Raw genomic sequence first — 12,436 nt, 5'->3', positions numbered from 1 at the left:
ATCAAACAGCCCGATCCGATGGACACCGCGATGCGGATCGCCAACATGCTTTTTGAGGGCTAATCGAGATCTTCGCCCACTGTTTCGCTCGCAGGCTGCCTCGGGAGAAACACCGCCGGGATGACGGTGAACGTCACCAACACGGCCGCGATCACGAATATCGTCGTGTACGCGTGGGAAAGGTCGTGCAGCACGTTGCCCGAGAAGCCGGGGGCAAGCGCCTGCGGGGGTATCGCGGACGGGTCGACCGGCGCTCCGGTGGCGGCCGCCTTCTGCTGCAGCGCCGCGAGTTTGTTTGCCGCGGCGATATTCTCGCTTCGGTTGAACTGGTTGGTGAGGATCATTGACATCAACGCGGTTCCCATGGAACCGCCCACCTGGTGGCTGACACTCATCAGCGTTGTGCCGCGCGCGATCTGGTGCGGGGCCAGCGCCTGCACCGACGCGACGGAGAGCGGCATCATGGTGCAACCCATGCCCAGGCCCATGATCGCCAGCGCCACCAACAGCGTGGGCAGGTACCCCGCCTGCCTGGCCACGCCGAACGCGAAGGCGCCCAGACCGGCGGTGATCAGTGCGATGCCGACCAGCACGATCTTGCCCGGCCCCTGCCTGTCCACCAGCGGGCCGGTCAGCCGCATCGTCAGCATCGCGCCCAGTCCCTGCGGGATCATGTGCACCCCGGCCTGCATCGGCGTCTGGTGCAGCACCTGCTGGAAGTAGCTTGGGAGCAGCAGGCCCGCGCCGAAAAACGCGGCGGCGAACAGCAGCATCGTCACATTGGCATGGGTGATCACCTTGTTTTGGAAAAGCCGCAGATCGATCAAAGGATGGTCCGCCCGGCGCCGAGCGTGCGCCACGAACGCGGCAATCAACACGAGGCCGACGGCCGCCGGTATCAAGACGCGACGGTCGGCCACCGTCCCGCAGCGCGGGACGGACGACACCGCGAACAGGAACGTCGCCAGCCCGGGCGACAGCAGCAGTCCACCGACGACATCGAAAGTCTCCGAGCGCGCTGGATGATCCCTGGGGAACACGATCGCCGCCAGAACCAGCGTCACGAGCCCGATCGGCAGGTTGATCAGGAAGATCCACCTCCAGCTGGAGGTGTCGATGAGCCAGCCGCCCAGGATGGGCCCACCGATCGGGGCGAGCAACATGGGGATGCTCAGGATCGACATCAGGCGGCCGAGCCGCCCGGGGCCCGCCTCGCGGGTCATGATCATGAATCCCAGCGGCATCAGCATGCCGCCGCCGATGCCCTGCACCACTCGAAACACGATGAGCTGCAAGATCGTTGACGCCACCGCGCACAGCACCGAGCCCAGCGCGAATGCCACCACCGACCCCATGAAAAGCCGTTTGGTGCCAAACCGGTCGGCGGCCCAGCCCGTCAACGGGATCACGGTCGCCAGGGCCAGCGTGTAGCCGGTCATCGTCCAGGCGACAACGACCTGCGCGGAGCCGAATTGGTCGATGAAGGTGCGTTGCGCGACGGCGACGACGGTGATATCCAGGATCGCCATCACCGTGGCCAGCAGGCATACCCCGGAGACCCGTAACAGCCTGGCGTCCAACTTGTCGGGATAGACATGGACGCCCGGCTGCTGAGGGGCAGCGGTGGGCGGCGGGGTGTCGGCCGCTGCTGAACGGGCCTTGTCCATGGCGTTGCTTAGCATATCGAATCGATTTGTCCCGGCCGGCGCCGGGACGCGTTTGCTGCCGCGGTCCGGGCGGGCGGTTCGGCCCCGGGCTTTTTCACGGCCTCGGGGCGTCTAGGCGGCTTCCCGACCGGGCCCGATATACGCCTGCCGTCCGCGTGTCCTTCACCATCCCGACACCTGGAATCGTCAAACTGCAGGTGTGTCTGGAAAATTGATCGTCTCGGTCTCGGGGATCGGCGAACGCACCCTGGGCGACGTGGAGGCGTTCTGCGCACAAATGGACGCCCGCAAGATCCCGGTTTCGTTGCTGGTCGCTCCCCGGCTCAAGGGTGACTACCGGCTTGACCGCGACCCGCACACCGTCGAGTGGCTGACCGCCCGGCGGGCCGGCGGGGACGCCATCGTGCTGCACGGCTACGACGACCCCGCGACCAAGAAGCGTCGCGGCGAATTCGCGGTGCTGCGCGCGCACGAGGCCAACCTGCGACTGATGGGCGCCGACCGGGTGCTCGAGCACCTCGGGCTGCGCACGCGGCTGTTCGCGGCACCGGGCTGGGTGGTGTCCCCGGGTGTCGTCAAGGCATTGCCACAGAACGGTTTTCGGCTGCTTGCCGATTTGCATGGGATCACCGACCTGGTCCGGCACAGTACCGAACGCACCAGAGTGCTGGGCATCGGCGAGGGCTTCCTGACCGAACCGTGGTGGTGCCGCATGGTAGTGCTGTCCGCGGAGCGGATCGCGCGCCGCGGCGGCATCGTGCGGGTCGCGGTGGCCGCGCACCAGTTGCGCAAGCCGGGGCCGCTGCAGGCGATGCTGGACGCCGTCGACCTGGCGTCGATGCATGGCTGCACCCCGACGGTGTACCGATGGCGGTCCCGCAGGGCGGTCCTCGACGCGGCCTGACCGAGCGTCTGATCGGCTCGCCGGCCGCGGGCATTACCCTGTTCGGACATGAGCGATTCTTCGGCCGCGGGGTTCGCCGCTGACGCGATCATCGTGGGTGCCGGGCTGTCGGGCTTGGTGGCCGCCTGCGAGTTGGTCGAGCGCGGCCTGCGGGTGCTGATCCTCGACCAGGAGAACAGCGCCAATCTGGGCGGGCAGGCCTTCTGGTCGTTCGGCGGCCTGTTCTTCGTCGACAGCCCGGAGCAGCGCCGCCTGGGCATCCGGGACAGCCATGAATTGGCCCTGCAGGATTGGCTCGGCACGGCGGCGTTCGACCGGCCCGAGGACTACTGGCCACGCCAATGGGCCAGCGCCTACGTCGATTTCGCGGCCGGAGAGAAACGCAGCTGGCTGCGCGCCCGGGGGCTCAAGATCTTTCCGTTGGTGGGTTGGGCCGAGCGCGGCGGTTACGGCGCACAGGGACACGGCAACTCGGTGCCCCGGTTCCACATCACGTGGGGCACCGGGCCGGCTTTGGTCGAGATCTTCGCGCGTCAGCTGCGCGACCGCTCATCGGTGCGTTTCGCGCACCGCCACCAGGTCGACGAGCTGATCGTCGAGGGTGACGCGGTGACCGGCGTGCGCGGCACCCTGTTGGAGCCCTCGGCGGCGGCGCGCGGTGTGGCTTCATCACGAAAAGCGGTGGGACAATTCGAGTTCCGCGCTTCAGCGGTGATCGTTACCAGCGGCGGCATCGGCGGTAATCACGATCTGGTGCGCAAGAACTGGCCGACGCGGATGGGCCGCGTACCCGATCAACTGCTCAGCGGCGTGCCCGCGCACGTCGACGGCAGGATGATCGGCATCTCCCAGCATGCCGGCGCGCGGGTGATCAACCCCGACCGGATGTGGCATTACACCGAGGGCATCACCAACTACGACCCGATCTGGCCGCTGCACGGCATCCGGATCATCCCGGGCCCGTCGTCGCTGTGGCTGGACGCGTCTGGCAAGCGGTTGCCGGTGCCGCTGTACCCCGGCTTCGACACCCTCGGCACGTGCGAGTACATCACCAAGTCCGGGCATGACTACACCTGGTTTGTGTTGAACACCAAGATCATTGAGAAAGAGTTCGCGCTCTCCGGTCAGGAGCAAAACCCCGATCTGACCGGGCAGAGCGTGCGCGAACTGCTGCGCAACCGGGCCAGCTCCGGGCCGCCGGCACCGGTCCAGTCCTTCATCGACCGCGGCGTGGACTTCGTCAGCGCGGACTCGCTGCGCGAGCTGGTGACCGCGATGAACAAGCTGCCCGATGTGGAGCCCCTGGACTACGCCACGGTGGAAGCCGAGGTCACCGCCCGAGACCGCGAGGTGGCCAACGGGTTCACCAAGGACGGGCAGATCACCGCGATCCGTGCCGCCCGCGGCTACCTGGGCGACCGGCTGGGCCGGGTGGTGGCGCCGCACCGGCTGACCGATCCGAAGGCCGGGCCGATGATCGCGGTCAAGCTGCACATCCTGACCCGAAAGACCTTGGGCGGCATCGAGACTGACTTGGCCGGTCGGGTGCTGACGGCCCAGGGCACCCCGCTGACCGGGCTGTATGCGGCCGGCGAAGTGGCCGGATTCGGCGGTGGCGGCGTGCACGGGTACCGGGCGCTGGAGGGCACGTTCCTGGGCGGCTGCATTTTCTCCGGGCGTGCCGCCGGTCGCGGCGCCGCCGACGACATCACCTAAACCTCTGTGGTGACCTAGACCTTTGCGGTGCCGAGGCCTGTGGTGCTCGCGCTGGAAGGTGACGGCGCTAGAAGGTGACCGCGCTTTCTTCGGGCAGCACCTGGAAGTCGGTGGTGGTCATCTCGGTGAGCCGACCGTAGTAGATGCCCCGCGCATCCGGGGCGATGATCCCCTGGTGGATGGGTACCGCCCGCGCCGGCGCCACCGCGCGCAGGTAATCGACGGCCTCGGCGATCTTCATCCACGGGGCCGCCGCCGGAGCGGCCAGCACGTCCACCGGCTCGTCGGGCACGAACAGCGCGTCGCCGGGGTGCATCAATCTCGCCGCGTGGCCCCCGTCGCCGATCAGGTACGAAATGTTCTCTATCACAGGGATTTCCGGGTGGATCACGGCGTGCCGGCCGCCGACGGCCCGGACGGTCAGCTCGCCGAGCCGCAGCTCGTCGCCGACGTGCACCGCCCGGCACGGCGCGCCCAGCTGCTCGGTGGTTTGCGGATCGGCGTACAGCGCCGCGTCGGGGTTACCCTCGAGCAGCGAAGGCAGCCGCCCGACGTCGACGTGGTCGGGGTGCTGGTGGGTGATGAGGATGGCGGAGAGGCCTGTGATTCCCTCGAAACCGTGCGCGAACGTACCCGGATCAAATAGCACACGCGTGTTGTCGAATTCGGCAAGTAGGCAGGAATGGCCGAAGTGCGTAAGTTGCATGTCAACGATTGTGCCCTGACGGGGGTGGTGCCGATGCGGGTGATCCTGGCGATGCTGGCTGCCGGCGGCTTCGCGGTAACTCTGATCGTCGTGGTACCCGCCCACGCGGACCCGGAGACGTGCCCACCCGTGTGCGACCAGATCCCGAACAGCGCGTGGATCCAGCAGCGCGCGGTGCCGTTGGACTCGGTGTACAACTGGCCGGCTCTCGCGGGTTCGTCGGTTCCGCTGACCGGTGGCGGGACGGCGAGGTTTCGGTTCGAGGACCTGTGTGCCACACCGTCGGCGCCGCAGGACGCCCGCGATTCGGCGGTCGCGGCGCGCGTGACGATCACCCACCCGGATAGTCAGTGGCAGTTGCAGGCCGAGGTTCTGCACTGGCGTGGTGACACGGCGCGCGGCGGCTCCATCGCGGCTGGGGTGTTCAGCAATGCCGTCGCCGCCCTGCGCGGCTGCCAGCAGCGTGCCCCGGCCCAGTCGCCGTCGATCACCAGCGACGAGCGGAACCGGATGGCCGCGGTGGTCAGCGGGCCCGTCATCATGCACACCTACCTGGTGGCCCACGTGGCGAGCAGCACGGTCAGCGAGCTCACGCTGTGGTCGTCGGGGCCGCCACAGGCGCCCTGGCCGGCGATGGCGGACGACCCCGTGCTGAACTCCATGACCGCGCCCCTGTGCGACGCCTATATCGCCTCGTGCCCCTGAATCGGAGCTCGCCGGTACAGTTGGGTGCCGAGATAAACCCTGAGGAGGAGCGCCGGTGAGCCGGGTGGTCGTTCATGTGATGCCCAAAGCGGAGATTCTGGACCCGCAGGGTCAGGCCATTGTCGGCGCGCTGGGTCGGCTCGGCCACCCGGGGATCTCAGATGTCAGGCAGGGCAAGAGGTTTGAGCTAGAGGTCGATGATACGATTGGCGACTCAGAGCTCGCCGAGATAGCGGAATCGCTCTTGGCCAACACCGTGATCGAGGACTGGACGATAAGCCGGGAGGCGCAGTGACGGCGCGGATCGGCGTCATCACCTTTCCCGGGACGCTTGACGACGTGGACGCCGCACGCGCGGCGCGGCGCGTCGGCGGCGAGGCGGTCGGGCTGTGGCACGCCGACGCCGATCTCAAGGGGGTCGACGCGGTGGTGGTGCCCGGCGGTTTTTCCTACGGCGACTACCTGCGCGCCGGTGCGATCGCCAGGTTCGCCCCGGTGATGGCCGCGGTGGTCGACGCCGCGGGACGCGGAATGCCGGTATTGGGGATTTGCAACGGTTTTCAGGTGATCTGCGAGGCCGGGCTGCTCCCTGGGGCCCTGACTCGGAACGCGGGCTTGCATTTCGTGTGCCGCGACGTGTGGCTGCGGGTGGCATCGACCTCGACGGCCTGGACGTCGCGTTTCGAACTCGGCGCGGACCTGCTGGTGCCGCTGAAGTCGGGCGAGGGCCGCTACGTCGCCCCCGCGAACGTGCTCGACGAGCTGGAGGGCGAGGGCCGGGTGGTGTTCCGCTACCACGACAACCCCAACGGCTCGCAGCGTGACATCGCGGGCATCAGCTCCGCCAACGGTCGCGTCGTCGGGCTGATGCCGCATCCCGAGCACGCCATCGAGGCGCTGACGGGACCCTCCGACGACGGCCTGGGCCTTTTCTACTCGGCGCTGGACGCCGTGCTGGCCGTTTAGGCGGAAATCCTTGTCGTACTGCGTAATTCGCCGTTAGCCGAAAATGGGAAAGCGGCGCTGGGCGGCCAGCCGCTTGAGCGCGGCCTCCATCACGGCACGCACGTGGGCGTCGACCTCGTCGACGTCGGGGTCGTTGCCGAAGCGGGCGGCGATGTCGATGGGCTCGAGCACCTCGGTGATGATCTTGGCCGGCAGCGGCAGATTGGGCGGGAAGACCACGCTCAGGCCGAACGGGAAGCCGAAGCTGACCGGCAGGATGTTTATCCGGGCCTTGGTGAGTCCCAGCTTGCGCGCCAGCCAGTTGCCGCGGGTCAGGAACAGCTGCGTCTCCTGGGCGCCGATGGACACGGTGGGCACGATCGGCACCCCCGCCTCGATGGCGGTCCTGACATAGCCGGTACGGCCGTCGAAGTCGACGGTGTTCGCGCTGAAGGTGGACCGGTAGCAGTCGTAGTCGCCGCCGGGGAAGACCAACACGACCGCGCCCGAACGCAAGGCCGCGGCGGCGTTTTCCGGGTTCGCCTCGATGACCCCCAGGCGGCGGAGCCATCCATCCATGGGGCCCATGAACAGCCCGTAATGGCCCAGGGTATAGACCGGGCGGTCGTAGCCGAACCTGTCGTAGAAGGCCGGCGAGAAGATCAGCACGTCCGGCGTTAGCATCCCGCCCGAATGATTGGACACCACCAGCGCTCCACCGCTGGATGGAATGTTCCCTATGTTTCGCACCTCGGCGCGATACCACCGCTTGACGACGGGTCCCATGGCTTTGGCGACCTGTCGGGTGAACGCCGGATCCCATTTGGCGATCTCGTGGGTGTCGGGCGCCCGCTGTTGTGTACCTGTCATTTGCTACTGATTGCCCGATGTGATGCGGGCCTTAAACATCGGCGGGGGCGTAACGCCACCCGCGAAAACAACGCCGAGAATTCCCCGTGGCGGCCCCGGCCCTCAGCCGGCGTCACACAGCAACGGAGGTGCCGTCGAGGGCAACTCGACGACGGGGGCCAACTGGCCGAACAGGTCGATTGCGTCCGCGATGGCGACGTCGACGAAGGAAGCAAAATCCTCGAAGGAGACACCCTTCCGGATCCATTGCGACCTGCGCGCCACCACCCCGATGCGCTGCGGGTCGGAGGAGCCGTGCACGATCGCGACGACTTCGCGGTCCTGTGCGTTCCACGTGTCGGCGAAGTGCATCAGCCAGGGGCGGTCGGTGGCGGGAAAGAAGCATGCGGGGGTCACCCGGATCATCAACACGTCGCCGTGCGTCGGGCAGACCTCGAGGTGGACGTGCAGCCGCCGTGGGCGGGTATTGGCGACGTAGAAAAACTCGCCGTCGTGCCGGCCCCGGAAATACCGGCTGCCGCGTGTGCACAGATAGCGCTCGACCAGGTTCGCGCAGAGCGGCTCACTCATCATGAGATCGATGGTGAGGCCAGCGGCTTTGCGGATCCTTGGAGCCGAGCTAGCCGGAAACGAAGAAAATGTTGAGAATTCGCTGAGCGAGGGGGATTCCGGTTTATCCGCTTTGACATGGAACGCGATTGGGTGCGTGCTCGTACCGTTAGCCACCTTAGTCCCAATAGTGACTTGAGTTTTCTACCGTTAGTTACATGAAAAGGGGTGGCTTCTTTGACTGCAAATAACCCATCCGGTGGTCCGCATTCTCAGGGCTGGCTGACATGACCACCGCGGCCCCTGCGCGCGTGCTTGTCGGCAGCTACACGATGAATGGGCATGGAGGTGCAGGGTGTTCGGGTGGCTTGCCGGATTGTGAATCTGATACGAGCCCTGGGATTACCGTTGCCGCAGGAACCAAAGCACTAGCCTGGCGAGCGGAAATCGTCATGCCGCGCAGGCGACCCAGCGAAGACGAAATCGTGCGCGCCGCAATCACGGTGATACTCGTAGCCCTCGGGACCATAATCGCGCTGGCCGCAACGGCGATTTTGACAATGGGCTAGCCAACCGTGCGCACTGGCAATGTCGACTTGATGCGGCCCCGGGTGTGACGGCGCGAGTTGCCCTCGCGCTGGGCGGGTTGGTGGATCTGGTTGAGGGGCGACGGTGGTGATTGGTGCCGCTGCGTTCAGTAGATTTGGGTCCGTGGGGTCTGACGCGGTGCGGGTCATCGAGATTTACCGCGTCATGCTGCGGCTTGGTCTCGTGATCGCGGTGATCGCTTGTTTGAACAGGGGTGGCTTCACCGGTTTGTGGCTCTGCTTCCCGCGCAACATCGCACGGTGCTTGATATCGGGTGCGGAGCTGGGGTGCTATCTGTCGACAATCGCAGAGCAGCGGGTCGGTAAATTGCTTCGTCCACGCACAGAATGGCTCGTTGGAAGCTTCACCCGCAGCCAATGCCCAATGAATCCGGTGGGGACGGAATACTGGTTACAGCGCACCATCACCTGCGCATAGCGGTCCCCGAATGATTTTCGCTCACAAGACACTCGACGAGCATGCCGCCGACCAGCTGGCGGCCGCGCTCGCAACGCAGCTGCGCACCGATAAGGAGGGTTGAACGTGGGGTTCGCGGTGGAACGGATCGACCATATTGTGTTGAACTGCAAGGACGTTGAGGCCACCGCTTCTTGGTATGAGCGGGTCCTCGGCATGAGGCGAGAGACTTTCGGACCGTCCAACAGAACCGCCGTGTCGTTCGGGAACCAAAAGATCAACCTGCGGCCGGTCGGGGCGCTGGCCGACGATCCCGACTGGGTGACCGGGTCCGTCGAAGCCGCCGGCTCCGAAGATTTGTGCTTCATCACGCAGGCAACTCCCGACGACGTCCGCGCCCACCTCACCGCATGCGGCATCGACATCGTCTCGGGACCGGTAACCAAGACCGGCGCGTTGGGGCCAATGACCTCGCACTACTGCCGTGACGTCGACGGGAATCTCATCGAAATCGCGGTCTACTGAGCGCCCTTCAGTGGATACAGTTCGGGCAGATTGACGACGATGGCGTCTTGGGTGCTGCGCGCGATCACAACTTCGGCGGGGGAGTCGGGGTCGGGGTTTTCCTCCCGGTGCGGCAGATACGGCGGGATGAAGACGTAATCGCCGGGCGCGGTGGAGATGCGGACCTCGTCGACGCCGTCGTGGAAGACGAACTCCGGGTGACCGCTTCGCACGTAGATCGCGGTCTCCGATTCGCCGTGATGATGGTTCGACGAGACGGTCGCCGGTGACGCGTGTGTCTCGCCCATCCACAGCTTCTCGGCACCGACAGACTTGCCGGACAGGGCTGCGAACCGGCGCAGGCCCTCCGATTGTGCGGTGTCGGAACTGATGTCCGACGCCTTGACGTGGTGCACGCGGTGGCGGGAGACCTCTGTCGCCGCGTCGCGGAAGTCTGGATGAAATCCGTCCGAAGTCGCCATGCGTCAATTATCGTCCGCCGAGTCCCGATCGGCCTCGAGCAGTCTCAGCCACACCTCGCTGATCGTCGGGAAGCACGGCACGGCGTGCCACAACCGATCGACGGGCACCTGGCCGGCGACGGCGACGGTGGCCGAGTGCAGCATCTCGGTGACCCCGGGGCCGACCAGCGTGACACCGAGCAGGTGGCCACGATCCGCATCGACCACCATCCGGGCCCGACCGGTGTACCCGTCCGCGTAGAGCTTGGCTCCCATCACGACGTCGCCGATTTCCACGTCGACCGTGTGCACCCGGTGTCCGGCTTCGTCGGCCTGGCGGGCCGTCAGGCCGACCGCGGCGGCCTCCGGGTCGGTGAAGAACGCCTGCGGCACAGCGTAATGGTCGGCGGTGGTTGAGTGCACGCCCCACGGCGCGGTGTCCAACGCCTTTCCCGCCGCGCGGGCCCCGATGGCCGCACCGGCGATGCGTGCTTGGTACTTGCCCTGATGGGTCAGCAGGGCCCGGTGATTGACATCGCCCGCGGCGTAGAGCCAGCCGTCCTCGACGGCCCGCACCCGGCAGGTGTCGTCGACGTCGAGCCAGCTGCCCGGCGTCAGTCCCACCGTCTCCAGGCCGATGTCGTCGGTGAGTGGCGCCCGGCCCGTGGCGAAAAGCACTTCGTCGACTTCCAATTCGGATCCATCGTCCAATTCGAGGACCACCCGCCCGCCGTCGGGCCGGCGCAGCGCGCGGACCGCTGTTCCCACGCGCACATCCACGCCCGCCTCGGACAGTCCCCGGCCGATGAGTTCGCCCACGAAGGGCTCCATCCGGGGCAACAGCCCGGAACCTCGGGCCAGGAGGGTCACGTGTGAGCCCAATCCTTGCCAGGCGGTGGCCATTTCGACACCAACGCCGCCGGCACCGACGACGGCGAGCCGCTCCGGGACGTCGCTGCTGTCGGTGGCCTGGCGGTTGGTCCACGGTCTGGCCTCGGCGATGCCGGGCAAGTCGGGGAGCGCGGGCCGGCTGCCGGTGCAAACCACAACCGCGTGCCGTGCGGTCAGCACCGTCTGCTCGTCGCCGGGGGCGGTGACGGCGACTCGTCGCGGACCGTCCAACCGCCCATGCCCGCGTACCAGGGTCGCGCCGATTCCGCTTACCCAGTCGGCCTGGCCGCTGTCGTCCCAGTCGCTGACATAGCGGTTGCGGCGGCCGAAGACGCCCGCGCTGCTGATGGGACCGTTGACCGCCTCACGAGCGCCGTCGACCCGGCGGGCGTCCGAGACGGCAATGACCGGACGCAGCAACGCTTTGCTCGGCACGCAGGCCCAATACGAACATTCGCCTCCGACGAGTTCGCGCTCGACCAGGGCGACGCTGAGGCCCGTCGCGCGGGCGCGCTCCGCGGCATTCTGCCCGACCGGTCCGGCGCCGAGCACGATCACGTCATAGACGTCGTCGTCCCGTTCGATGACTGCTGCCATGGTCGAAGATCCTCTCGCTGGTGTCCCTGATGAACGGTCAGGCCCGCCCCCCGATGAGACGCTCGGCCAGCTGGCGCACGTCACTCGCCACGAGATTTGGCTGCGGCAGCCCCTCGACTGGCAGCGGCGGATTGCCCGGTCGGGTGATGAGAGCGGAGCTGAAGCCGACATGTTGTGCGCCGAGGGTATCCCACACGTGGGCGGCCACCATCATGCAATCGGCGGGCGCCACCTGGAGGGTCTCGCACACGTGTCGGTACACCGCCGCAGCTGGCTTGAAGGCGCGGCAGGGATCGACACTCAACTGGTGTTCGAAGTAGCCGGCCAGCCCGGAGTTCTGCAGCGCCGTCGGCCCGTCCGGGTTGGGCGGCGAGTTGGTCAGCGTGACAAGCCGAAATCCGTTGTCGCGCAGAGAGGAAAGCCCATCCGCCGCATCGGGGTGTGCCGGCATCGTGAGCAAGCCAGTCTTGAGGTGGTGCAGGTCGTCGGCCGTGATGGCGACGTCGTAGATGTCGCCGAGCGTGCGGAGCACGCCCTGGGCCAGCGTCGAGAAGTTGACGTAGTTTTCTGTCAGCGTGGCGGTCATCGAGTACATGACGAGCTGTGCGAACCATTCCCGCAGCACCCGCTCGTCACCGAACTTCTCCCCGAAAAGCGGTGCCAGCGAATCGATATCGACGAGAGTCTCGTTCACGTCGAAAACCAGCACGGACGGTGTAGCGCGCGGCCCCGGTGGCTGTGACACAGTTTTCAATCCTCACGGGAACTGTCGCGGTCGACATTCTTCGGTGTGCGAACATCCGGCCGTAAGTACCCGACTAGACACAAACAGATCAACGCCATCCCGGCAACCGGCCATTTGAGTGCGACGACCGCCGCCGTCGAGAACACGCCTATCGTTACACGACCGCATTCG

The 12,436-nt window shown here is 66.7% G+C and carries 14 protein-coding genes; 7 read left to right on the top strand and 7 right to left on the bottom strand.

Features of this window, described 5'->3' with window-relative positions:
- Positions 1-59 precede the first annotated feature (59 nt).
- A complete protein-coding gene (locus tag JWP83_RS12025; protein ID WP_297730166.1) occupies positions 60-1,682 on the bottom strand; it encodes a DHA2 family efflux MFS transporter permease subunit in 1,623 nt (540 codons plus the stop codon).
- 184 nt (positions 1,683-1,866) lie between these two features.
- On the opposite strand from JWP83_RS12025, the gene JWP83_RS12020 reads away from it, so the two are divergent.
- Positions 1,867-2,571: a DUF2334 domain-containing protein gene (locus JWP83_RS12020; RefSeq protein ID WP_297730165.1), complete on the top strand. Its 705-nt coding sequence runs from the start codon at positions 1,867-1,869 to the stop codon at positions 2,569-2,571.
- A gap of 48 nt (positions 2,572-2,619) precedes the next feature.
- Entirely contained in the window at positions 2,620-4,287 is a 1,668-nt protein-coding gene (locus JWP83_RS12015; protein ID WP_297730164.1) for an FAD-binding dehydrogenase, read from the top strand.
- A gap of 67 nt (positions 4,288-4,354) precedes the next feature.
- Here the strand turns inward: JWP83_RS12015 and JWP83_RS12010 are convergent, their stop codons facing one another.
- Complete coding sequence (locus JWP83_RS12010; protein ID WP_297730163.1) at positions 4,355-4,993, bottom strand: MBL fold metallo-hydrolase; 639 nt, start codon at positions 4,991-4,993, stop codon at positions 4,355-4,357.
- Between JWP83_RS12010 and JWP83_RS12005 the strand changes: the two genes are divergently transcribed.
- From JWP83_RS12005 to purQ, 3 genes are read left to right on the top strand one after another with little or no spacing between them, the layout of a single operon-like run.
- Positions 4,970-5,698 carry an ATPase gene (locus JWP83_RS12005; RefSeq protein WP_297730162.1) on the top strand — a complete coding sequence of 243 codons (729 nt, stop codon included), beginning with the start codon at positions 4,970-4,972 and terminating at the stop codon, positions 5,696-5,698. The genes JWP83_RS12010 and JWP83_RS12005 overlap by 24 nt on opposite strands.
- 55 nt (positions 5,699-5,753) lie before the next feature.
- Complete coding sequence (purS, locus tag JWP83_RS12000; RefSeq protein WP_297730161.1) at positions 5,754-5,993, top strand: phosphoribosylformylglycinamidine synthase subunit PurS; 240 nt, start codon at positions 5,754-5,756, stop codon at positions 5,991-5,993.
- Positions 5,990-6,664, top strand: a complete 675-nt coding sequence (gene purQ, locus JWP83_RS11995; RefSeq protein WP_297730160.1) for a phosphoribosylformylglycinamidine synthase subunit PurQ — start codon at positions 5,990-5,992, stop codon at positions 6,662-6,664. Before purS ends, purQ begins: the two co-directional genes overlap by 4 nt.
- A gap of 33 nt (positions 6,665-6,697) precedes the next feature.
- Here purQ and JWP83_RS11990 read toward each other — a convergent pair whose 3' ends face one another.
- Both JWP83_RS11990 and JWP83_RS11985 read right to left on the bottom strand, forming a co-directional pair.
- Complete coding sequence (locus JWP83_RS11990) at positions 6,698-7,513, bottom strand: lysophospholipid acyltransferase family protein (RefSeq protein WP_297730159.1); 816 nt, start codon at positions 7,511-7,513, stop codon at positions 6,698-6,700.
- Between the two features lie 102 nt (positions 7,514-7,615).
- Complete coding sequence (locus JWP83_RS11985; protein WP_367185628.1) at positions 7,616-8,086, bottom strand: hypothetical protein; 471 nt, start codon at positions 8,084-8,086, stop codon at positions 7,616-7,618.
- Between the two features lie 687 nt (positions 8,087-8,773).
- Here JWP83_RS11985 and JWP83_RS11980 point away from each other — a divergent pair.
- Together JWP83_RS11980 and JWP83_RS11975 are read left to right on the top strand one after the other, a co-directional pair.
- Positions 8,774-9,088 (top strand): hypothetical protein, encoded by a 315-nt coding sequence (locus JWP83_RS11980; RefSeq protein WP_297730157.1) that lies wholly within the window; start codon positions 8,774-8,776, stop codon positions 9,086-9,088.
- 105 nt (positions 9,089-9,193) lie between these two features.
- Complete coding sequence (locus tag JWP83_RS11975) at positions 9,194-9,592, top strand: VOC family protein (RefSeq protein ID WP_297730156.1); 399 nt, start codon at positions 9,194-9,196, stop codon at positions 9,590-9,592.
- Here the strand turns inward: JWP83_RS11975 and JWP83_RS11970 are convergent.
- From JWP83_RS11970 to JWP83_RS11960, 3 genes are read right to left on the bottom strand one after another with little or no spacing between them, the layout of a single operon-like run.
- A complete protein-coding gene (locus JWP83_RS11970; protein WP_297730155.1) occupies positions 9,586-10,053 on the bottom strand; it encodes a cupin domain-containing protein in 468 nt (155 codons plus the stop codon). The two genes, JWP83_RS11975 and JWP83_RS11970, sit on opposite strands and share 7 nt — an antisense overlap.
- A 3-nt stretch (positions 10,054-10,056) precedes the next feature.
- Positions 10,057-11,520 (bottom strand): NAD(P)/FAD-dependent oxidoreductase, encoded by a 1,464-nt coding sequence (locus JWP83_RS11965; protein WP_297730154.1) that lies wholly within the window; start codon positions 11,518-11,520, stop codon positions 10,057-10,059.
- Positions 11,521-11,557: 37 nt separating this feature from the next.
- Positions 11,558-12,265 (bottom strand): haloacid dehalogenase type II, encoded by a 708-nt coding sequence (locus tag JWP83_RS11960; protein ID WP_297730153.1) that lies wholly within the window; start codon positions 12,263-12,265, stop codon positions 11,558-11,560.
- Positions 12,266-12,436: the final 171 nt, after the last annotated feature.

The sequence above is a fragment of the Mycobacterium sp. genome (assembly GCF_025965855.1).
Lineage (GTDB): Bacteria > Actinomycetota > Actinomycetes > Mycobacteriales > Mycobacteriaceae > Mycobacterium.
Note: the sequence above shows the minus strand (reverse complement) of the source record. Positions and strands in the feature narration are given on the sequence as shown.